This is a genomic window from Agromyces sp. NPDC058126, from assembly GCF_042884595.1.
GTDB lineage: Bacteria > Actinomycetota > Actinomycetes > Actinomycetales > Microbacteriaceae > Agromyces.
On the sequence record NZ_JBHVTS010000003.1, the window covers coordinates 723228 to 744888 of the forward strand.

Annotated in this window: 15 protein-coding genes; all 15 read right to left on the minus strand. The window is 71.2% G+C overall.

What is annotated here, in order from left to right; genetic code table 11:
* Complete coding sequence (locus ACFVTR_RS12440; RefSeq protein ID WP_387037670.1) at window positions 1–1092, minus strand: D-alanine--D-alanine ligase family protein; 1092 nt, start codon at window positions 1090–1092, stop codon at window positions 1–3.
* Window positions 992–2131 (minus strand): NAD(P)H-dependent glycerol-3-phosphate dehydrogenase, encoded by a 1140-nt coding sequence (locus tag ACFVTR_RS12445; RefSeq protein WP_387037672.1) that lies wholly within the window; start codon window positions 2129–2131, stop codon window positions 992–994. Before ACFVTR_RS12445 ends, ACFVTR_RS12440 begins: the two co-directional genes overlap by 101 nt.
* Window positions 2121–2897, minus strand: a complete 777-nt coding sequence (locus tag ACFVTR_RS12450) for a lysophospholipid acyltransferase family protein (RefSeq protein ID WP_376945796.1) — start codon at window positions 2895–2897, stop codon at window positions 2121–2123. The genes ACFVTR_RS12445 and ACFVTR_RS12450 overlap by 11 nt, the downstream gene beginning before the upstream one ends.
* A 7-nt stretch (window positions 2898–2904) precedes the next feature.
* Complete coding sequence (murA, locus tag ACFVTR_RS12455; RefSeq protein WP_387037674.1) at window positions 2905–4272, minus strand: UDP-N-acetylglucosamine 1-carboxyvinyltransferase; 1368 nt, start codon at window positions 4270–4272, stop codon at window positions 2905–2907.
* Entirely contained in the window at window positions 4269–4889 is a 621-nt protein-coding gene (gene leuD / locus ACFVTR_RS12460; RefSeq protein WP_387037676.1) for a 3-isopropylmalate dehydratase small subunit, read from the minus strand. Before leuD ends, murA begins: the two co-directional genes overlap by 4 nt.
* On the minus strand, window positions 4889–6337 hold the full coding sequence (gene leuC, locus ACFVTR_RS12465; RefSeq protein ID WP_387037678.1) for a 3-isopropylmalate dehydratase large subunit: 1449 nt from the start codon (window positions 6335–6337) through the stop codon (window positions 4889–4891). The genes leuD and leuC overlap by 1 nt, the downstream gene beginning before the upstream one ends.
* A 142-nt stretch (window positions 6338–6479) precedes the next feature.
* The gene (locus tag ACFVTR_RS12470) at window positions 6480–7034 is read right to left on the minus strand and encodes an FHA domain-containing protein (RefSeq protein WP_387037680.1); all 555 of its coding nucleotides are present in this window, start codon (window positions 7032–7034) and stop codon (window positions 6480–6482) included.
* A gap of 9 nt (window positions 7035–7043) precedes the next feature.
* A complete protein-coding gene (locus ACFVTR_RS12475) occupies window positions 7044–9356 on the minus strand; it encodes a transglutaminase domain-containing protein (RefSeq protein WP_387037681.1) in 2313 nt (770 codons plus the stop codon).
* Entirely contained in the window at window positions 9353–10651 is a 1299-nt protein-coding gene (locus tag ACFVTR_RS12480; RefSeq protein WP_387037683.1) for a DUF58 domain-containing protein, read from the minus strand. The genes ACFVTR_RS12475 and ACFVTR_RS12480 overlap by 4 nt, the downstream gene beginning before the upstream one ends.
* Window positions 10648–11616, minus strand: coding sequence for an AAA family ATPase (locus ACFVTR_RS12485; RefSeq protein WP_387037684.1), 969 nt, complete (start codon window positions 11614–11616; stop codon window positions 10648–10650). The genes ACFVTR_RS12480 and ACFVTR_RS12485 overlap by 4 nt, the downstream gene beginning before the upstream one ends.
* A gap of 46 nt (window positions 11617–11662) precedes the next feature.
* On the minus strand, window positions 11663–16909 hold the full coding sequence (locus tag ACFVTR_RS12490; protein WP_387037686.1) for an Ig-like domain-containing protein: 5247 nt from the start codon (window positions 16907–16909) through the stop codon (window positions 11663–11665).
* Between the two features lie 258 nt (window positions 16910–17167).
* On the minus strand, window positions 17168–17878 hold the full coding sequence (locus ACFVTR_RS12495; RefSeq protein WP_387037688.1) for a hypothetical protein: 711 nt from the start codon (window positions 17876–17878) through the stop codon (window positions 17168–17170).
* The gene (locus ACFVTR_RS12500) at window positions 17875–19563 is read right to left on the minus strand and encodes a serine/threonine-protein kinase (protein ID WP_387037691.1); all 1689 of its coding nucleotides are present in this window, start codon (window positions 19561–19563) and stop codon (window positions 17875–17877) included. The genes ACFVTR_RS12495 and ACFVTR_RS12500 overlap by 4 nt, the downstream gene beginning before the upstream one ends.
* Complete coding sequence (locus ACFVTR_RS12505) at window positions 19563–20774, minus strand: FHA domain-containing protein (protein ID WP_387037693.1); 1212 nt, start codon at window positions 20772–20774, stop codon at window positions 19563–19565. The genes ACFVTR_RS12500 and ACFVTR_RS12505 overlap by 1 nt, the downstream gene beginning before the upstream one ends.
* The gene (locus tag ACFVTR_RS12510) at window positions 20767–21639 is read right to left on the minus strand and encodes a PP2C family protein-serine/threonine phosphatase (RefSeq protein WP_387037695.1); all 873 of its coding nucleotides are present in this window, start codon (window positions 21637–21639) and stop codon (window positions 20767–20769) included. The genes ACFVTR_RS12505 and ACFVTR_RS12510 overlap by 8 nt, the downstream gene beginning before the upstream one ends.
* Window positions 21640–21661: the final 22 nt, after the last annotated feature.

Sequence of the window (21661 nt, forward strand, 5' to 3'; positions counted from 1 at the left end):
TCAGCGCGGACCGGTGGCGTACCCGACCTCGATGAGCTCGGTGATGAGCTCGGGGTAGCTGAGGCCCGAGTTCAGCCAGCATGTCGGGAACATCGAGATCGGAGTGAAGCCCGGCATCGTGTTGAGCTCGTTCACGACGAAGCCCTCGTCGGTGAGGAACACGTCGACACGGGCGAGCCCCTGGCCGCCGATCGCCTCGAACGCCCGGCGTGCGATGCGCTGGAGCTCGAAGAGCTCGCCGTCGCCGAGATCGGCGGGGCACACGAGCTCGACGCCCGGGGCATCCAGGTACTTGGCCTCGAAGTCGTAGAACTCGCGACCCGTGACGACGACCTCGCCCGCGACGCTCACGCGCGGGGCCGTGCCGTCGCGTCCCTCGAGCACCGCGCACTCGATCTCGCGGCCGACGACTCCCGACTCGATGAGCACGCTGCCGTCCTCGGCGAAGGCGACGTCGAGCGCTGCGTCGAGCGCGTCCCAGTCGCTCACCTTGGTGACGCCGACCGAGGAGCCGGCCCGTGCCGGCTTCACGAACACGGGAAGCCCCAGGCTGCGGGTGCGCCGCTGCCAGAGCTCGGGGTCGGCGGCCAGCGCGGCGCGGGTCACCGTCACCCAGGGAGCGACCGGGATCCCGGCGCCCTCGAGCACGGTCTTCGTGAAGTGCTTGTCCATGCCGAGCGACGAGGCGAGCACCCCGTTGCCGACGTACGGCAGGCCGACGAGCTCGAGCAGGCCCTGGATCGTGCCGTCCTCGCCGAAGCGCCCGTGCAGGATCGGGAAGACGACGTCGACCTCGCCGAGCGAACGGGTGCCCAAGCCATCGGTCACCGTCAGCTCGCGGGACGCCGTGGACTCGGGCCAGTGCACCCGGGTGCCGTTGTCGACGACCTCGGGCAGGTGCGCCGGGTCGAGCGCGAAGCGGGACGGCTCGTCGGACTCGAGGATGTACGCGCCCTCGCGGGTGATCCCGACGGGGATCACCTCGAAGCGGCTACGGTCGATCGCCCCCAGCACTCCGCCCGCCGTTGCGCAGCTGATCGAGTGCTCGCTTGAACGCCCGCCGAACAGCAGAACCACCCTGAGCTTGTCCATCGTTCGTCCTTTCGCCCTGGGGCTCGTCGTCGGTCGTGAGGTGGGGCGCGATGTCCTTCGGGTCGAGGGTGCCCGCGAGCACCTGACGCACCTGTTCGACGATGGGCATGTCGACGCCCTTCGCACGCGCGAGTTCGAGGATCGGCCCGACCGAGGCGAGCCCCTCCGTGGTCTGCTGCATCTGGTTCACCACGTCGTTGAGGTGGTACCCCTGGCCGAGCAGGCGCCCGGCGGTGTTGTTGCGCGAGAGCGGCGACTGGCTGGTCGCGATGAGGTCGCCGAGGCCGGCGAGCCCCGACAGGGTCTCGGGGTGGGCGCCGAACGCCACCGCGAAGTCGGTCATCTCGACGAGACCGCGCGTGATGATCGAGGCCTTCGTGTTCTCGCCGTAGCCTGCGCCGTCGACGATGCCGATCGCGACGGCGATGAGGTTCTTCAGCACGCCGCCGAACTCGGTGCCGATGACGTCGGTGTTGACGAAGGAGTGGAAGTAGCGGTTGCGCGCGACCGAGGCGACGGCCTGGGCGGTCTCGAGGCTCGTCGACGAGACGACCGCGGCCGTCGGCTGCTCCTTGGCGATCTCGAGCGCGAGGTTCGGGCCCGAGATGACCGCGATCTGCGACTCGTCGATCGGCAGCACCTCGGCGATGACCTCGCTCATGCGCTTGCCCGTCGACTTCTCGACGCCCTTCATCAGCGAGATGACCGTGGCCTGGGCGTGCAGGTGCGGCGCGATGAGCTTGAGGTTGTCGCGCAGCGATTGGCTCGGCACCGAGACGTACACCTGCTCGGCGCCCGCGAGCGCGAGGTCGAGCCGGTTCGTCGCGCGCAGGCCGAGCGGCAGGTTCACGCCCGGGAGGTAGTCGCTGTTGCGCTTGGCCTCCTGGATCTCGCGAGCCATCTCGGGGCGGCGGGCCCAGAGCACGACGTCGGCGCCGCCGTCGGCGAGGATCTTCGCGAACGTCGTGCCCCAGCTGCCGGCGCCGAGGACGGCGACGCGCTTGCCCGCCGGCTTGCGCGGGTTGTGCTTAGTCTTCAAGGCGACCGGTCTCCTTCTGGCCGTGGGCCACCGGATCCCAGCGCTCGGCCGGAGCCGGCTCGTGCCGGATCTCGGCGAGGAGCTCGGCGATCGCGTCCATCAGCTGCGCGGTCGCCGCGAGCAGGGAGGCCTGGTCGATCGGCTTGCCGCGGTACGCGCTCAGGTCGAGGGGCTCGCCGACGATGACGTCGATCGTCTTGCGCGGGAAGAGGCTGAGCTTCTTGCCGTAGCGCGGCATCAGCGCCTGCGTGCCCCAGTGGGCCGCGGGCACGATGGGGATGTCGCGCTCCAGCGCGATGCGCACCGCCCCCGTCTTGCCACGCATCGGCCACAGGTCGGGGTCGCGGGTGAGCGAGCCCTCGGGGTAGACGACGACCATGCGCCCCTTCTCGACGAGCTCCTCGGCCGCGCGGAGTGCCGCATGGCCGTTGCTGCCCGCACGCTCGACCGGGATCTGCCCGGAGGTGCGCAGGAACCAGCCCAGCACGGGGTTCTTGAAGAGCGAGGCCTTCGCGAGGAAGCGCGGGGCGCGCCCGAGCTTCCAGCTGGCAGCGCCCATCACGACCGGGTCGATCTCGCTGTAGTGGTTCGGCGCGAGCACGAACGCCCCGGACTGGGGCATCCGCTCGCGGTGGTGGAACCGGAAGCGGACGGCGAGGTTCAGGACCGGCAGGATGAGCGCGGCGAGTACCCAGAAGAACGAGGGGCGTCGGGTCTCCGAACGCGGCTTCGCAGGGGCCTTCGCAGACGAGTCGTCGTGTTGCACTCCCCTATTATCCTTCGAGTTCGAAATCCGCCCCGAGCAGCTCGAGCTTCGTGATGAAGTCCTCGTACCCGCGCGCGATGATTCCGACGTTCGAGACGGTCGAGCGACCCTCTGCGGTGAGCGCGGCGATGAGGTGGCTGAACCCGCCTCGGAGGTCGGGCACCTCGACGTCGGCGCCCGTGAGGCGCGCCGGGCCCGAGATCACGGCCGAGTGCTGGAAGTTGCGCTGGCCGAAGCGGCAGGGCCGCCCGCCGAGGCACTCCTTGTGCACCTCGATCGATGCGCCCATCTCGACGAGCGCGTCGACGAAGCCGAACCGCTGCTCGTAGACGGTCTCGTGCACGATCGAGACGCCCTTCGCCTTCGTCAGGGCGACGACGAGGGGCTGCTGCCAGTCCGTCATGAATCCGGGGTGCACGTCGGTCTCGATGATGACCGGCTTCAGCTCGCCACCGGGGTGGTAGAAGCGGATGCCGTCCTCGGCGATCTCGAACGCGCCGCCGACCTTGCGGAAGACGTTGAGGAAGGTGAGCATCTCGGCCTGGCGGGCGCCGCCGACGAAGATGTCGCCGTCGGTCGCGAGCGCTGCGGCGGCCCAGCTGGCTGCCTCGTTGCGGTCGAACAGGGCGCGGTGCGTGTAGCCGTCGAGCTTGTCGACGCCCTCGATGCGGATCACCCGGTCGGTGTCGACCGTGATGATGGCGCCCATCTTCTGCAGGATGTTGATGAGATCCATGATCTCGGGCTCGATCGCCGCGCCCGAGAGCTCGGTGATGCCGTCGGCGAGCACGGCGGTGAGCAGCACCTGCTCGGTCGCGCCGACGCTCGGGTAAGGCAGGGCGACCTTCGCGCCGTGCAGGCCGCTCGGTGCCGACATGCGGATGCCGCTCGGCAGCTTCTCGACGATGGCACCGAAGTTGCGCAGCACCTCGAGGTGGTAGTCGATCGGCCGGTCGCCGATGCGGCACCCGCCGAGGTCGGGGATGAACGCCTCGCCGAGGCGGTGCAGCAGCGGCCCGCAGAAGAGGATCGGGATGCGGCTGGAGCCCGCGTGCGCGTCGATGTCGGCCATGTGCGCCGTCTCGACGGCCGAGGGGTCGAGGATGAGCTCGCCCGCGTCGCCCTGGGTCACGGTGACGCCGTGCACCTCGAGGAGGCCGCGCACGATGCGGACATCGCTGATGTTCGGCACGTCCTTCAGGACGCTCGGGGTGTCGCCGAGGAGCGCCGCGACCATCGCCTTGGTGACGAGGTTCTTGGCCCCCTTCAGTTCGATCCGGCCGCGGAGCGGTTTGCCGCCGTTGATCGTGATCTTGTCGACGTTCAACCCGACTGCCGTCCCGTGGTTCTTGGCATCCTGCCCGAGTGTGTTCACAGACTCCCTGATTCCGCCGGCTCCCGGATGGGGAGCGTCTTCGGCCGCCATGCCGCTCGATGCGACTCGAACTCGGCGATGGCTGCTTCGTCCCGGAGAGTGAGGGCGATGTCGTCCAGACCCTCCAGAAGCCTCCATCGAGTGTAGTCGTCGATATCGAAGGAGACTGTGAGCGCGCCTGCGCTCACCGTTCGTGCAACGAGGTCGACGGTCACGTCTATTCCCGGGTCGGCCTCGACGACCGACCACAGGCGCTCGATGTCCTCGTAGGCGACCTGCGCGGCGACGAGGCCCTGCTTGCCCGCGTTGCCGCGGAAGATGTCGCCGAACCGCGAGCTCACGACGACGTCGAACCCGTAGTCGCGGAGCGCCCAGACGGCGTGCTCGCGGCTCGAGCCGGTGCCGAAGTCGGGGCCGGCGATGAGCACCTTCGCGCCCGCGAATTCGGGACGATTGAGCACGAACTCGGGGTCCTGACGCCACCCGTGGAACAGGGCGTCGTCGAAACCGGTCTTCGTGACCCGCTTCAGGAACACCGCCGGGATGATCTGGTCGGTGTCGACGTTCGAGCGGCGCAGCGGGACGGCGACGCCGGTGACGGTCGTGATCTTCTGCATCAGCGCGCCTCTCCTTCGTTCTGCAGATCCCAGGGGCTCGACAGCGTGCCGCGGATGGCGGTCGCGGCCGCCACGAGCGGCGAGACGAGGTGCGTGCGGCCGCCCTTGCCCTGCCGGCCCTCGAAGTTGCGGTTCGAGGTCGACGCGCAGCGCTCGCCCGGGGCGAGCTGGTCGGGGTTCATGCCGAGGCACATCGAGCAGCCCGCGAAGCGCCACTCGGCGCCGAAGTCGGTGATGACCTTGTCGAGCCCTTCGGCCTCGGCCTCGAGGCGCACGCGCGCAGAGCCGGGCACGACCATGACACGGACGCCCTCGGCCTTCTGCTTGCCCTTGATGATCGAGGCGAACGCGCGCAGGTCCTCGATACGGCTGTTCGTGCACGAGCCCATGAAGACCGCGTCGACCTTGATCTCCTTGAGGGGGGTGCCCGCGGCGAGGTCCATGTACTCGAGCGCCCGCTCGGCCGCGGCGCGCTCGTGCTGGTCGTCGATCGTCGCCGGGTCGGGGACCGACTCCGAGAGCGAGACGCCTTGGCCCGGGTTCGTGCCCCAGGTCACGAACGGCTCGAGCGTGTCGGCGTCGATCGACACCTCGGCGTCGAAGCTCGCGCCCTCGTCGGTCGCGAGCGTGTTCCAGTACTCGACCGCGGCGTCCCAGTCGTCGCCCTCGGGAGCGTGCGCGCGGCCCTTCAGGTACGCGTAGGTCGTCTCGTCGGGCGCGACCATGCCTGCCCGGGCGCCCGCCTCGATCGACATGTTGCAGATCGTCATGCGGCCGTCCATCGACAGCGCGCGGATCGCGGAGCCGCGGTACTCGAGCACGTAGCCCTGGCCGCCGCCCGTGCCGATCTTCGCGATCACCGCGAGGATGATGTCCTTCGCGGTCACCCCGGGGCGCAGCGTGCCCTCGACGTTGATCGCCATGGTCTTGAACGGCTTCAGCGGCAGCGTCTGCGTCGCGAGCACGTGCTCGACCTCGCTCGTGCCGATGCCGAACGCCATCGCACCGAAGGCGCCGTGGGTCGAGGTGTGCGAGTCGCCGCAGACGACGGTGATGCCGGGCTGCGTGAGGCCGAGCTGCGGCCCGACGACGTGCACGATGCCCTGCTCCTTGTCGCCGAGCGAGTGCAGGCGGATGCCGAACTCGGCCGCGTTCCTGCGCAGGGTCTCGATCTGGGTGCGGCTCGTGAGGTCGGCGATCGGCTTGTCGATCTCGAGCGTCGGCGTGTTGTGGTCTTCGGTGGCGATCGTGAGGTCGGGGCGGCGCACCGGACGCCCGGCCACGCGCAGTCCGTCGAATGCCTGCGGGCTCGTGACCTCGTGCACGAGATGCAGGTCGATGTAGATCAGGTCGGGGGTGCCGTCCTCGCCCTGCTTCACGAGGTGTGCGTCCCAGACCTTCTCGGCCAGGGTGCGGGGGCGGTCGGCGCTCGTCTGCGCAGTACTCATGCGTTCGTCTCTCTTCGTTCCGGGAGGATCGACTTCGATCCGGAGAAATCGGCCGACGACGGACTCCGCGACGGGGAAGGCCTCAGAACGAAGCCCCGCCGCGGCGACGAAGGAGAAGTCGTGGCGCGCGCATGGAATCAGGCTACACCGTCGCGCGGACGACCCGATCCACCCGCAGCCCGAGCTCGCCGAGGTAGAGCGCCGAGCCCGCCGGCACGTGACTCGCCGCGCCGGGGGCGAGCTCGCGCAGCGCCTCGCCGGGCGGCTCGACGCGGCACCCGTTGGTCGAACGCAGGTCGGTGACGCGGACACCGTCGTCGGTCGGTTCGATGACGGCATGTGTCTTCGACACCGTGCGGGTGGGGTCGTCGATCGCGACCGCCCTGGCGTTCGAGCCCGCCGCGGCGACCGGATCACGCCCGAGCACGAGCACTCCGTCGACCACGATCTCGAGTCCGGATGCCCCGACGAGCCGCCAGGTCGCCGGCCCGGCCGGCGACGGGGTCGCCGGCGGCTCGGGGCGAGGTGACGCCGGCAGCGGCCGGTCGGGGGCGACGCGGCCGGGGGCGAAGCTCGGCAACCCGCGCGACGGCAGCGCCCGCGAGGGCGCCGCGCGCACCGTGCGGTCGGGCGCGGCAGTCTCTGGCGCCGCCGGGACGAGGCCCGGCGGCGGGACGATGAAATCGGACTCGGCCACCGCTCCAGCCTAACGACGCGATCGGATCCGATACCGGCTGATGAGTCGGCGAGCCCGCCCGACCGCGGCCGTCACGGCAGCCGTCGCGGCCTCCGCCTCCGTCCAGCGGCGCGCCACGACCTCGTCGGAGACCGCACCGCCGTCGAAGACGTCGCGGTCGATCGTCGTCGCGAGCGTCGAGAGCGGCACCGGCGCCGAGGCATCCGCCCCGCTGCCGTGGAGCACGCCGGCGAGGCCCTGCTCGCCGAGCTGCCCCTCGAGCACCCGGGCCGACTGCAGCCGCGTGCCCTGCGACGGCGGCTCGAAGCCGAGCTCGGCGTACCGATCCATCAGCTCCTCCCAGGCGGCGGCGGCCTGACGCTCGTTCGGGCCGGACCGTCGCCTCCGGCGACGCGCGGCCTTCACGAGCATGACGGCGAGCATCGGCAGGAACACGATCGCGGCGGGGATGCCGATCGCACCGAGCGTCACCCACACCCAGCCGGGGATCTGGAACGGACGGTCCTTGTCGTCCTCGTCGGTCTCGTCGATCTCGACGGTCGCGAGCAGTTCGTCGTCGGTGTGCTCGGCCCGCGGGGGCTGACGCACCTGGGGCTGCGGCTCCGACTTCGGCTTCGGCGTCTCCTCCTGGGGCACGTCGACCTGGTCGGGCGTCGGGTGGAAGCTCACCCAGCCGACGCCGTCGAACGCGACCTCGACCCAGGCGGTGACGTCGTCGCCGACGACCTCGACCTCCTCCTGACCGTCGCCGACCTCGGGCGCGAACCCCATCACGACGCGCGAGGGGTAGCCGAGGTCGCGCGCCATCAGGGCCATCGCGGCCGCGTACTGCTCGGCGTCGCCGACCATCTGCTGTCGCGTGAACAACTCGTCGATGCGGTCGGCGCCGTGCCCGGCCCGCGACGGCACGGCGTCGGAGGCGAGGCCGTGGCTCAGGAACCCGCCCGTCTTCAGTGCGCGCTCGATCGCGCGGAGCTGCTCGATCGGGCTCACCGCCTCGCCCGCGAACTCGCCGGCCTTCGCCTCGGTGACGTCGGGCGAGTTCTCGACGATCGGCAGGGTGAGATCGGCGACCGGCACGTCGAGGAGGTCCTCGGTGTCGGGCTCGCGCTGCACGTTCGCCGTCAGCGAGTAGTGCGCGCCCTCGCCGACGCCGCTCGTGAGCACGGCGGTTCCGGCGGCGGGGTTGTAGCGGAGGTCTCCGGCCCGGGCGGCGCTGCCGCCGTCGAGCAGCTGCAGGCTGCGCCCGTAGCCGACGGTCGGCAGCCAGACGTCGGCATACGCGCCCACCTCGACCTCGATCTCGCGAGCCGAGCCGAGGTCGGCGAGCTCGGGCTCGGGCAGCGACTCGCCCACGATGCCGTAGCCGCCGCCGTCGGCGCCGACGTCCTCGGGCCCGGCGACGTTCCAGAGCCGGCCGGTGTATGCGTCCATGGTCGCGAGCCGCAGGGTGTCGCCCGGTTCGAGCCCGCGCACCGTGAAGAGCGTCTCCTCGGCGAGGTCCTTCGTGTACTTGCGGAATCCCGACAGCGGACTCGGGAACTCGAGCGGGTCGAACGGAGGGACGATCTCGTCGCGCAGCACGAAGCGAGCGGGGCTCACTGGCGCGACGGCGAGGCCCGCGACCGCGCCGATCGCGACGGCGCCGGCCACGACCACCGCCGTGCCCGTGATCTTCTGCCGCTGCAGGCGCTTCGCGCCGTCTCCGGAGGCCTCGACGGTCGTGCCGCGGCGCCAGGCGATCCAGACGAGGGCGATCACGGCGAACGCGACCCCGCGGATACCGGCGAAGTAGGCCTCGTCGGTGCCGAGCAGGATGCCCGACAGGTAGAGCAGCGCCGGGCCGATGACGAGCACGCTCGTGCGAAGCGCGGTGCGACGCTTCGGCAGCCAGCGGAGCACGAGCAGGCCGCCGACGAGCGAGACGAGCCAGGCGGCGAAGTACGGCAGCGCGGCGATGTAGTACGGCGCTTCGACCGGGGTGCCGATCGTCACGATGTCGGCCCAGCCGAACACGGCGCCGTAGGCGAGCCCGGCGAGCGAGCCGAGCGAGGGCAGCACGCCGACGATGCCGGTCTCGGGCATCGTGAACGGCGTGCCGAGCAGGAAGTAGGCGACGATCGCGATGAGCACCGTCGAGACGACGCCGAGCCGCAGGAGCGTGCCGGCGAGTGCAGCGAGCGTCCCGACGACGAGGCCGGCGATCGCGGCGACGAGGAAGTTCAGGTCGCCGAAGGAGGTCTCGTAGCCGAGGATGCCGAGCAGCGAGAGGAGGCTGAGGACGAGCAGGTCGGTCGTCGCGGTGCGGGGAAGCCTGTTCACGGGCGCAGCCTCCTCATGATCCGGGGCAGGTCGCCGAGTGCGCCGACGGTCGCGACGGTGGTGCCGGCGACCTTCGTCAGCGAGCTCGACGCCCCCTCCTCGACGCGGATCGCGATGGTCTGGGTGTCGTTGCCGAACACGGTCTCGACCGAGCGGAACTCGGCGAGCGGCAGGAGCGAGCCGCCGATCGTGATGACGACGCTCGGTGCGGGCAGGCGCTTGGTCGACTCGCGCACGAAGTCGCGCATCGTCGGGTACGCACGCTCGACGGGCTCGATGCGCGAGGAGTCGTCGAGGAGCACGGTCGGCGTCGCCGTGCGGAGCCCGAGGCCCTCGGTGACGACCGCGAGCCGCGTCGCGTCGCGGATGACCTGCACGCCGACCGACGCGAGCACCGAGACCCCGAGTTCGAACTCGTCGTCGGAGGCGTAGTGGGCGCGCTCGGTCGACTGCACGAGGATGAGCTGCGATCGCCGCGTCTCCTCGTACTGCCGCACCATGAGCTGGCCGGTGCGCGCGGAGGTCCGCCAGTGCACGTTGCGCAGGGGGTCGCCCGGCTCGTAGGCGCGGAGCGCGTGGAAGGAGATGTCGTTGTCGGTGATCACCTTCGTGATCTCGCCCTCGAGGTCGCGCACGAGCCCCGCGGCCGACGGCCGCAGGCGCGCCGTCACGGGGTGCACGAACAGCTCGACGGGATCGGTCCACCGCACGGAGCGACGCAGGATCCCGAGTTGATCGCCGCGGACGGAGACCGCAGGCCCCGCGATGATCACGGCGCGACGGTTCGTCGGCACGGCGAAGAGCTCCTCGTGCTCGTCGCCCGCCGCCAGCTGCGGCACGACGAACTCGGCGAGGCCGGCGCCGACCGGCAGCTCGATGCGCGCAGGTGCCGACGGAGCGGTGCCGGCGTTGCGCACGAGCAGGCGGCCGAGCGCCCGCTCCCCCGCGACGACGCGCGCCGGCTGCAGCTCGATGCCCACGGCGAAGTGCATGCGCCCGAACACGAATGCGATCGACACGAGCACCGCGGCGAGCAGGGTGAAGCCGAGGAAGGCGAACTCGATCCAGCCGAACGCCCACGCCACGACGAGCGAGACGACCGCGGCGGCGAGCACGAGCCATCCGGTCGTTGAGACGAGCCCGGTGACCGGTTCGCAGAACGCGGCCACCGCGCGCCAGGCGCGCGCGAGGGCGGCGCCGAGCGAGCGGGCGGATGCCGCGAGCGATCGTGCGACGGCGCGCACTGCGATGCGCGCCTGCGAGGGAGCCTGCGGCGCGCGGGACTCGGCGGTCATGCCGCCCGGTAGGCGGGGGGCGCCACCTCGACGAGGACACGACCCACGATGTCCTCGGCCGTGACTCCCGCGAACTCCGACTCGGGATCGACGATGATGCGGTGCGCGAGCACCGGCACCGCGAGCTCGCGCACGTCGTCGGGCGTCGCGAACGTGCGCCCGTGCGCGATCGCCCAGGTCTTGACCGCACGCGCCAGGGCGAGCGCGCCGCGCATGCTGACGCCGAGCGCGGCGTCCTTGTGGTCGCGCGTCGCCGAGACGAGCTCGTTGAGGTACGACAGCACCGCCGCGTCGACGTACACCTCGCTCGCGAGCTGCGACATCGTCGTGATCGAGCTCGGCGCGATGATCGGCGACACCTTCGACGCCCGCGCACGGTTCGCCGAGTCGAGCAGCAGGGTCACCGCCGTGTCGTGGTCGGGGTAGCCGAGCGAGGTCTTGATGAGGAAGCGGTCGAGCTGCGCCTCGGGCAGCGAGTAGGTGCCCGCCTGCTCGACGGGGTTCTGCGTCGCGATCACCATGAACGGGCTGCCGACCTCGTAGCCGACGCCGTCGACGGTGACCCGCGCCTCCTCCATGACCTCGAGCAAGGAGGACTGGGTCTTCGGCGAGGCGCGGTTGATCTCGTCGGCGAGGACGATCGACGCGAAGATCGGGCCGCGGTGGAACTCGAACTGCCCCTTGCCCTGGTCGTAGATCGTCACGCCGGTGACATCGGAGGGCAGCAGGTCGGGCGTGAACTGGATGCGCGAGTTCGTGCCGTCGAGGGTGTTCGCGAGGGCCTTCGCGAGCACCGTCTTGCCGGTGCCCGGGAAGTCCTCGAGCAGCACGTGGCCATCGGACAGCAGCGCCGTCACGACGAGCTCGATGACGTCGCGCTTGCCGAGGATCGCGCGGTCGATGTTGTCGACGAGCTTCGAGAAGGCGTCCTGGAACCACAGGGCCTGTTCTTCGGTCACTGACATGTGTGCGTCTCTCTCCTGCTGATTGCGAGTCGTTTCGCTCGTGGGCTCACCACGAGTTGAATCCGAGGCTGTTCCATTGGGCACCGCTGATCGCGCCGAGGGTCTTCGACGTTCCGCCGCTGACGTTCTCGAAGCGCACCGCGATCGTCTCGCCCGCCGCGCGGCGGCCGAGGTGGTTCTGCAGCTCGAGGTTCCCGCCCGCTCCGACGTCGTAGGTGCCCTTCCAGTTGCTCCACGAACCGTTGACGGTCACGTACACCTGATAGCGGCCCGGGTCCATGTTCGCCCAGCTGATGCGGACATTGCCGCACCCGCTGCCGCCGCTGTCGCATGTGCGGCTCGGGCCCTTGCCGATCGTGCCCGATGCCTGCGGCGGCGGCGCGTTCTCGACGGTGAAGCGGGTCGATCCCGCGGGGCCGGTCTGACCGCTGCCGTTGTTGCGCGCCTGGACCTCCACGGTGTAGGTACCGGCACCGAGTCCGCCGAACTGACGCGACTGACCGTTCTGCCAGCCCGACCATCCTCCGCTGTTGATTCTGGTGCGGTACTCCACGCCGCCACCGCCGGTGTCGTTGGGGGCGTCCCAGGCGACGTCCACCGTTGCGTTCGCATAGCCGACGGAGCCGTGGCGAACATTCGTCGGGGCGGTCGGTGTGCCGTACGGCGTGGCGCTCATCGAGTTCGACGCGTCGGAGGTGCCCTTTTCGTTCACGGCACGCACCGTGAAGGTGTACGCGGTGCCGTTCGTCAGGCCGCTGATCGTCTGAGCCGAACCGGCCGCTTCCGGGCCGAAGTTCCAAGGTCCTCCGCCGCTCGGACTCGCCGAGACCACGTAGCCGGTGATGGGCGAGTTGTTCGTCGCGTTCGCGCGCCACGTCAGCCGGAGATTGCGGTCGCCACTCGCGATGTCGGTGACGGTCGGCGCATCCGGCCGGTCGCGCACCTCGATCGTGACCCGGCCCTGCACCTCGCGGAGCGGGTCGAGCGTCGCATCGCCGATGCGGTAGATGACGCTGAGCTGTCCGGTGAACGACGGGCCGGTGCGCACGGTGAGATCGGACGCCGTGTGCGTCACCGAGGCGTTCGCGCCGACGTTCTGCGAGTCGATCTCGGCGGCGACGATGCGCAGCGGCTCGCCCTCGGCGTTGAACGGGTTGAAGTCGTTCGCGAGCACGTCGATCGTGCGCGAATCGCTGCGGACCATCTCGTAGGGGCCGTCGTCGACCGCCTGCGGTGCCGCCCGCGTCGACGAGACGACCTTGACGTCGACGTAGCCGGGCACCGTGAACGACTCGAACTTCAGGTCGAAGCTCAGCCTCGTCGCGGTGCCGGCCTGCACGCCGCGCGGCGACGAGACGGTGAGGTCGCCGCCGTCGATCGACGCCGTGAAGTCGCTCGACGTGCCCTGGAGGTTCGTGTACTCGACACGCTCGATGTTGTCGGGGTTCGGCTGGTAGGTCGACGACCGGAGGTCGATCTGGAGCGGGGCCTCGCCGGCCTCGAGCGTCTCGGTGCGCGGCGTGAACGTCGGCGGGGTGTCGTTGAAGTTCGGGTCGCCGACCGTGATGGGAATCGTGAGGAGGGCGACGCGGCCGATCGGGTCGGCGGCGCTCTCACCGTCGGTCACCTGGAATGTGACCGCCGCAGAACCCCGGTAGTCCTGCTCGGGAACGTACTGGAGGGTCTGCCCGTCGACGAGTGGCGACTCCTTCGCGTTCGTCGCCGACGCCGAGAGCAGGAGCGGGGGCTTGCCCGACGGCACCACGACGATGTCGTTCACGTCCCAGGTGATGCTGCCGTTCATCGGCACCACGATCTCGCCGAGGTCGGCGAGGTGCGGCGCGGGGAACTTCGCCTTCTCCTCCGCGGCGAGCTCCTCGGGCGTCTTCGGACGCTGGGTCTCGGCGGTCGGCTTGTCGTCGCCGCCCGGGATGGGCGGCACGATGACGAACGCCTTGGCGTCGAGTTCGTCGAGCTCGTTCGTCAGGCGGAACGCCACCGCGAAGCGCTCGTTGCGCGGCTTCACGTCGATGCTGCCGTCGGGCAGCACTTCGGCGCGATCGGCGTTGGGGCCCTCGAGCGAGACCTTCAGGTCCTCGACGAGGCCGCCGGGGTTCGTCGCATCGTCCAGCGGGCGCATGTTGACGCGGTCGACGTCGACGACCTCTTCGGGCTCGATGACCTGGTCTTCGGCCGTCGGCGGCTGGATCTTCGCGTTCTTCGACACCTTGACCTGGATGAACGCCGTGTCGGCGCCGCCGCGGCCGTTGGAGGCCTCGTAGCGAAGTGTGTAGGCGCCCTCGGTCTCGGGGGCCGTGACGACGACGCGGCGTCGATCGCGGATCTCGGCCTCGATGCCCTCATCGACGTCGGGCAGCTTGGAGACGTGCAGCTGGTAGCCGGACGGGTCGGAATCGTTGAGGAGCACCTCGACGCCGACGGTGCGGCCCGGCTTCATCTCGATCGTGTCGTCGACCGCCTTCGGCGGCAGCTGCACCGCGGGGCGCGGGACGACCCCGACGCGCACGGTGCCCTTCGCGCTCGCACCCGACGTGTCCTGCACCTCGTAGGTGAACGTATCGGTGCCGGCCGAGCCGGTGAGCGCCTCGTAGGTGATCGAGGTGCTGGTGCGCTCGACGATGCGCCCCAGCGCGGGCGGCGCCGAGATGCCGGTGAGCACGACCGAGTCGCCGTCTGGGTCGAGCCCGTCGAGCGGCACGTCGATCTTCACCTGCGAACCCTCGAAGGTGCGCGAGGTCAGCGGAGTCGGCAGCGGGGCGCGGTTGTTCTCGTCGTCGGGCCCGATGACCGTGAAGCGCACGGTCGCCCGCGCCGTCTGCTCGAAGTCGTCGCCGATCGTGTAGACGACGCTGTACGTGCCGGGCGTCTTCGGCGCCTGGAAGCGCACCGTGTCATCGCTGACGAAGGCGAGCCCGCCCTCGGTGACCGGGTCGATCAGTTCGGGGAGCACGCGGAACGCGGCGGCGTCGGGGTGGTAGTCGTTCTCGGTCACCGGCACGGTGACGATGTCGCCGGCACGCACGTTCACGTTGTCGTCGGCGGCGACCGGCGGCTGGTGCTTCACGAGCGGCGGCACCGGCACGACCGCGACGGATGCCGTCGCCGTGTTGAGCCCGTCGGAGACGGTGTAGCTGAACTGCAGCTGCCGATCGATCGCCTCGGATGCGGTGACGCGCGCGACCGTGTTCGTGAGGATCTCGACCGAGACGAGGCCCTCGGTGCCGGTGTCGTCGACCGACTGCACCGCGAGCACCTTGCCGGAGGGCGAGACGTCGTTCACGAGGAGCGGCACGATGGTGGGTTCGCCCGGGCGGAGGTAGGCGGTGTCCTTCACCGCGATCGGCGCCGGCGCCTCGGCGGGGGGTTCGGTGACCTGGACCCGGATGAGGCCGACGCTCACCGCCGTGTCGGCGCCGAGGTTGTAGAGGAAGACGTACTCCCCGGGCTCGCTCGACGAGAAGGCGACCGTGCCGCGCTCGAGGTTCGGGGTGACGGTCGGGCCGTCGGGCACCTCGTCGACGCCCACGAGCGTGAGCGGGGCACCGGAGGGCGACAGGTCGTTCGCGAGCGGCTCGATCGCGACCGTCTCGCCGATGAAGACCTGGGCGAAGTCGGGCGTGCCGACGGGATTCAGCGTGCCGCTCGGCTTGACCTCGACCGTGAGGGTGCCTGCGGCCTCGGTCTGCCCGTCGGAGACGACGTACTGCACCTCCTTGGTGCCGATCTCGCCCGACTGGTGCGCGAAGGTGACGAGACCGTCGGGGCTGAACCGCACCGAGTCGCCGCTCGTCGGCGACGCGTTCACCAGGTAGACGTCGTCGCCGTCGGGATCGTTCCAGTCGCCGAGCACGTTGTAGGAGATCTGCCGGTTCTGCTCGACGCTCGTGGCCGCATTGCGCAGCGACACGGGCGGCTCGTTCTCGCTCGCGGGTCGGATGCGGACATTCACCTGGGCTTCGGCACGGCCCCCGCGCCCGTCGTCGACCGTGTAGCGGAACGACGTCGTACCGGCGGCGCCGGCATCGGGCGTGAACTGCAGCGCCCGCCCGCCGTCGATGAGCTCGAGCCGCCCCGGCGCCCCGCTCGTGCTCGGGAGCTCGGCGACCGTCAGCACGTCGCCGTCGGGGTCGGTGTCGTTCTCGAGCACCTCGAGGATGGTGGTGCGCTCGGGGCGCACCCCGTACTCGTCGTCGCGAGCGAGCGGCGGGCGGTTGACGGGTCCGCGTTCGGCGAGCGTGTCCTCGAAGTTCTGCTGGGAGCTCTTCTCGTCGCCCTCCTCGTCCTCCGACTCCTCGGGCGGCGTCACCTCCTCCCAGTTGTCGACGAGCCGCAGGTCGGAGTCGACGAGCCAGGCGTTGCCGTTGGAGAGGTTGTTGAGCACGATCACGTCGCGATTGACGCGGAACTCGAGTCGCGAGCCGGCCGTCGGCTGCTCGATCTGCTGCGCTCGCGGCTCCTCGCCGTCGCACGCGAGCACGTACCGCGACGCGCTCGCCCAGGCGCCGTGCGCGCAACCCTCGAGCCAGACGGGCGCGGCGACCTCGCTCGCCTTCGCAGCCGCGGCGTCGCCGCCGTTCGGGATGGTGCGCACCTCGCCGCCGCCGAGCGGCACCTCGAGCAGCGCATCGGCCGTGGCGATGAAGGCCGAGTCGTGCTCGCCCCCGGACTGCTGCAGTCGCAGCCCCGGTTCGGGCAGCTCGATCGCTCGGCCGTCGACGACGAGCTCGTCGCGCTCCTCGTCGAGGATGACGGCGCGCTCGCCCACCGCCGCGATCTGGTGCTCGGCGAGCTTCGGGAGCTCGCGCTTCGCGGGCTCGGCGTCGATCGCGACCGTGTAGAGCGTGCGCTTCGACGGCTTCGTCGCGAACACGGTGCCCTCGCTCGAGACCGCGATGCGAGCACCCTTGCCGAGCTTGAGCAGCGGGTCGGTGCCCGACGGGTCGAACGACAGCGCCGAACCCGCGGGCACCGTCCAGAGCTCTCCCTTCGGGGAGAGCACCGCGAGCACCTCGCCGCCGTAGGCGACCGTGGAGCCCGGCGGCACGTCGATGCGCTCGGTGAGGGTGGTGAACGACGGGTCGATGCGATCGATCGTGCCGAGGCTGCGATCGTAGAGGAACGCGTCGTCGCCGTTCTGGAAGACGTCGAACTCGTTGGTGGCGGTGCTCACGGCGGCGTCGAGTTCACCGATCGGGCGGTTGAGCCGGCCCGCGAGCAGGTCCTGCCCGTTCGTCACCCAGACGTCGCGCGCACGAAGGTCGGGATCGGTCACCGGAAAACCCTGGTGCAGCACCGCGAAGGTCAGCGGCACCCCGGCGATCAGGCTCAGGGCCAATGTCGTCGCGGTGGCTTTGCGCGTGCGCACCCACGTGCTGAAGCTTCCCACCACTGCTCCCCGATTAGAGACCGTCATCGATCAGGGCGGCAAGGCCCACAACGGGGTACACGGTAACACGGCCGTGCGACGCCCTCACATGGGGAGTCGTCCCCATGACGCACGCGGTCGTCGGGGCGAACCGCGGGCGCGGTCTCAGGCCTTGGACTCGTCGCCCTCGTCGGTCCGGTCGAGCATCGGAAGGTCGTCGGCGCTCACGAGGCGGGTCGCGACCGCGTACTCGACGAGCCGCGCTCGCCGATTCGTCGCGAGCTTGCCGCGCCCACCGCGAAGGCCGTCGACGCCGATGCGATCGAGCTTCTCGCAGACGTTGTCGAGTTTGCGGTTGAAGGTCGTCATGCTCCAGCCGAGTCGCGCGGCCGCCTCGACGGAGCTGGGGACCGCGGCGCGGCCGGCGGCCGGCTGGGCGAGCACGTTCTCGGCGAGCGCGACCACGAGCAGCCGCTGGCTCGTCGTCAGCGTGACCGGCATCACCGTGGTGCCGCCGTCGGCGGGCGTCGCCGTGAGGGAGGTGTTGTAGAAGTCCTCCTCCGCGTGCACGGTGAAGTCGTACGTCGTCGCACCCGCGCTGAACATGACGTGCACGGTCTGGAAGACGAGCGGCAGCTTCGCCCCGGGAGCGACCCAGGCCTGGACGCTGCCCGTGGCGTCGGAGACGGTCGCCGACAGCAGTTGCCCCACGTTCGACAGCCACCAGAGGCCGTACTCCGACGACAGGGTGAGGAAGGTGCGATGCAGGTACGGGTTCTCGTCGATCGTGAGGTCGGAATCGCGCCCGATCGTGAACGGCGCCCCCTCCTCGACGGTGTACCACTCGCCGCAGTACTCGACCCGCAGCGGCCTCATTCCGAGCACCCCCGCACTGGCTCGGACGTCTTGCTCCCGCGCTGGACCTGGACGTCGATGCACACGATGCCGCCGGCACCGTTGTCGACGGTGACGGTCGGCCCCTCCGAGACCTGGATTCCGCCCGAGCCGTCGGCCCGCTCCCAGCGGTAGCGGTCCCCCTCCTCGGCGTCGTCGTGCGCCAGCGCGAAGGTCACGGATGCCCCGTCGACGCCCGCGAGCTCGACGGTCGGCGCCGGCACCTGCTCGCCGAGCAGCGCGTCCTCGCCGGTGCCACCCGGATTCGGTTCCGCGGTCGGCTCGGGGGTCGGCGCCCCCGAGAGCGCGATCGCGATCGCGACGACCGCCGCGACGACGGCGGCTGCGACGCCCGCGACGATGACACCGACGCGGGAGCGGCGCGGGGCTCGCGTCTCGGTCGGCGCCGCGGCGGGCTCGTACGACACCGGCCCGTTCGGCGCCGACGGGCGCACGACGGTCTGATCGGGCGCGGGGGCCGAGGCCGCCGCGGACGACCCGCGGGGTCGCAGCACCGTCGAGTCGTCGACCTGCCGGGGCGCCGGCTGGGCCGGAGCGACCGGCTGTGCGGCGATCTGCTGCGGCGAGCGGACCTGGGTGCGGTCCTCGTCGACGGGCGGCGGCGACACGCGTGCCGGTGCGGGCGCGGCAACCGGTGCTTGCGCCCGGACCGTCTGGACCGACCGTGCGCGCGTCGCGTCGACGCCGTCCTCGTCAGGCTCCACCTCGCGCTCGGCGGCGAGGTTCGGCACCTCGATGTTCGTGGCGGCGTAGCCGAGCTCGAGCTCGACCCGCTGGAGAGCGCGTGCGAACTCGACCGCGCTCGGATAGCGGTCGTCACGACGGGTCGCCATACCCTTGGCCAGCACGGCGGCGAGGCTCGCGGGCACATCGTCCCGGCCGATCGGGGTGATGGCACCGCGCTCGATCCGGCCCATGAGGTCGAGGGAGCCGTTGGAGCGCCCGGGGATCTCGAACGGGGTACGTCCGGCGAGCAGGGTGTGCACCGTCGCGGCGAGCGAGAAGACGTCGCTGCGCGGGTCGGGCTTCGGGTCGTCGTCGAACATCTCGGGCGGCGACCACGGCACGCTGAGGCCGACGGCCGACTGCCCCGTGCCCGACGCCGAGCCGGTCGCGCTCAGTTCGGACGCCGTGACCGTGTGCACCGGCAGTTCGCCCTCGAGGTTCGACGAAATGCCGAAGTCGGTGAGCGCGGGCCATCCGTAGTCGTTCGTGAGCACGTTCGCGGGCTTGATGTCGCGGTGCAGGATGCCGGCGGCGTGCGCGGTGGCGATCGCCCCGGCCAGCCGCACGCCCGTTCGCAGCGCGTCCTCGACGGAGAACGGCTCGCGCTTGTAACGCTCGGCGAGGCTGGGGCCGGAGCAGTACTCCATGACGAAGTACGGGCGGCCGTCGGCCGAGACGTCGGCGTGGAAGATCGTGACGATGAACGGATGCGCCGAGAGCTGCGCCATGAGGTTCGCCTCGGCGACGAACTGGGCACGGGTGTCGCGGCCGAGCTCCTCGGTGAGCAGCACCTTCACGGCGACCTTGCGGCGTGGCAGGCGCTGCTCGTAGAGGAAGACGTCGGCGAAGCCGCCCGAGCCGAGCAGGCCGAGCGAGGTGTAGCCCGGCAGCTCGGGCGGTGTCGAAGTGGCGCGCCGCATCAGTCGCCGACCACCTGGATCGTCCAGCCGCCGCCGAGGTCGACGACCGTGCCGATCAGCACGGGGGTCGGCTCTCCGGCGCGGAGCTTCACGGGCGCGCGACCGGGGGCCACCACGAGCGTGCCGTTGCGCGAGTGCAGGTCGGTGACGACGACCGTGCCGCCCTCGAGCGCGAGTCGCACGTGACTGCGCGAGATGTCGGGATCGCCGTGGCCGATCGTGACGAGTCTCGGCAGGCGCCCGCCCGAGACCTTGCTGACGCTCGGCGAGCGGCCGAGCACGGTCTCGTGGCCGAGGGGCTCGAAGCTGCCGTCGGGCATGCGGACCCGGACCCCCGGCGATGCCGCCGGCGCGGGGTCGGCGGCCGCCGGCGCGGGGCGGGCTGCCTCGCGCTCGGCCCGCAGGCGCCGGATGTCGGCGCTCGCGACGGTCATGCCGTCGTGGTCGCCAGCGGCGAAGCCGACTGCCGCGCCCTCGCCGACCGGCCTCGCGACGGTCGCGTCGAGATCGGCGCCGACGCCAGGGCCTCCCAGGGCGCTCGGTGCCGTCGGCGGCGCGATCGGCGGAACCCCGGTCGCCTCGGGCGGGCGGATGAAGTCGGTCACGCCGACGATGGTCTCCTCGATCGGCGCGATCGTGTGCTCGGGGGCGCTGGGCGGTTCGGCGTCGACGACGCTCGCCTGCGGAGTCGCCGGGGGCGCGGGAGGCGCGGGAGGTGCGGGTTCGGCGATGCGAGCCGCTCGGGCCGACGGAGCCCCTTCGGCGCCGCCCGCCGCCGACGCGCCCGGCACCGCGACGGCCGCCGCAGCGACCACGCCGTCGACGAACGGCAGCCACGAGGCGCCCCCTGGGACATCCGCATGCGTGATCTCGACGCGCTCGGCGTCGTCGACGACCCGCTCGGCCCACGTCGAGACCGCCGTGCCCGAGACGACGACGTCGCCCGCGACCACCTCGAACGCACCGCGCACGATGATACGGACGCCGCCGAGGCGCTCGCCGGCCGGCTGCCAGGTCAGGAGGGCGAAGTCGGGGGTGCGTCCGAGTCCGTCGGCCGTGAGCCGCTCGAGCACCGCGGTCGTCGCCTCTGGCGAGAGCACCGCCCACAGCTCCGCGGCCACGGCCGCCGCCGATTCGCCGGAGACCAGGAGCAGGGCTCCCGGTCGCACGGCCGCGACGGCGCCGTTCGCCGCTGCGCGATACTCAGCCATCGCGTCCCCCATCGTCTCTCGGTCTCGTGACCTCGATCCCCTCGTCGCCGCGGTCGCGCGTCGCGTCGGGATCGTCGTCGTCGCCGCCGATCTTCGACTCGACGACCACCACGCTCACGTTGTCGCGTCCGCCGTGCGCGAGCGCCTCCTCGACGAGCTCGCCCGCCATGCCTGCGGGGTGCGCCGCGTCGCCGGCGAGGATCACGGCGATCCGCTCGTCGTCAAGCTCCTTCGTGAGCCCGTCCGAGCAGACGAGGAACACCTGGCGGCCTGTGGCCGGTATGAGCCAGACATCGGGGTCGACGACCTCGTCGGCACCGAGCGCCCTGGTGATGACGTTGCGTTCGGGGTGGCGCTCGGCGTCCTCGGCACTGATCAGCCCCGCATCGACCAGCTCCTGCACGGCCGAGTGATCGACGCTCAGCTGTTCGAGGGTGCGACCGTTCCACGAGTAGATGCGGGAGTCGCCGATGTTGAACACCATCCAGTGGTAGCCCCCGGCATCGCCGGCATCGACGAGCGCGACCCCCGCGAGCGTGGTGCCGGCGACGGCCGTGCCCTCCTCGCCGTGCTCGCTCAGCGCGCGCACGGCCTCGTTCGAGCTGTGGATCGCGTCGAGCACCTGTTCGGGCGAGGGCGGCGTGCCCGGCTCGACGTGGCGCCGGAACGTCTCGACGACGGCCTGGCTCGCGGCGTCGCCCCTGGCGTGCCCGCCCATGCCGTCGGCCACCAGGTAGACGGGCGACTCGGCGAACACGGCGTCTTCGTTCACGCTGCGCACGCGGCCGACGTCGGTGCGGGCGGAGTGCGCGATGAGCGCCGAACCGCGGGTCAGGGCGACCACGCCCTCGACATCACCTGGCACGGGACTCCTCGGTAGGGCGGGG

Bases quoted from the DNA above. Each gene is read 5' to 3' on its own strand.
- ACFVTR_RS12440 (WP_387037670.1), bottom strand. From the start codon at position 1,092: ATGGACAAGCTCAGGGTGGTTCTGCTGTTCGGCGGGCGTTCAAGCGAG.
- leuC (WP_387037678.1), bottom strand. From the start codon at position 6,337: ATGAGTACTGCGCAGACGAGCGCCGACCGCCCCCGCACCCTGGCCGAG.
- ACFVTR_RS12495 (WP_387037688.1), bottom strand. From the start codon at position 17,878: ATGAGGCCGCTGCGGGTCGAGTACTGCGGCGAGTGGTACACCGTCGAG.
- leuD (WP_387037676.1), bottom strand. From the start codon at position 4,889: ATGCAGAAGATCACGACCGTCACCGGCGTCGCCGTCCCGCTGCGCCGC.
- ACFVTR_RS12500 (WP_387037691.1), bottom strand. From the start codon at position 19,563: ATGCGGCGCGCCACTTCGACACCGCCCGAGCTGCCGGGCTACACCTCG.
- ACFVTR_RS12485 (WP_387037684.1), bottom strand. From the start codon at position 11,616: ATGTCAGTGACCGAAGAACAGGCCCTGTGGTTCCAGGACGCCTTCTCG.
- ACFVTR_RS12480 (WP_387037683.1), bottom strand. From the start codon at position 10,651: ATGACCGCCGAGTCCCGCGCGCCGCAGGCTCCCTCGCAGGCGCGCATC.
- ACFVTR_RS12505 (WP_387037693.1), bottom strand. From the start codon at position 20,774: ATGGCTGAGTATCGCGCAGCGGCGAACGGCGCCGTCGCGGCCGTGCGA.